We start from the raw sequence: 255 nt of genomic DNA on the forward strand, positions 1-255 counted from the left end.
GAGACAGCGCCCAAGTCGTTACGCCATTCGTGCGGGTCAGAATTTACCTGACAAGGAATTTCGCTACCTTAGGACCGTTATAGTTACGGCCGCCGTTTACTGGGGCTTCGGTTCACAGCTTCGGATTACTCCTAACCGCTCCCCTTAACCTTCCAGCACCGGGCAGGCGTCAGCCCGTATACTTCGCCTTACGGCTTCGCACAGACCTGTGTTTTTGCTAAACAGTCGCTTGGGCCTTTTCACTGCGGCCCCCTC

At 55.7% G+C, this 255-nt stretch carries 1 rRNA gene; it reads right to left on the reverse strand.

Features of this window, described 5'->3' with window-relative positions:
* A 23S ribosomal RNA gene (locus tag M3636_RS30010) occupies nucleotides 1-255 on the reverse strand; the annotation flags it as partial.

Source organism: Paenibacillus sp. MER 99-2 (assembly GCF_023714095.1).
Lineage (GTDB): Bacteria > Bacillota > Bacilli > Paenibacillales > Paenibacillaceae > Paenibacillus.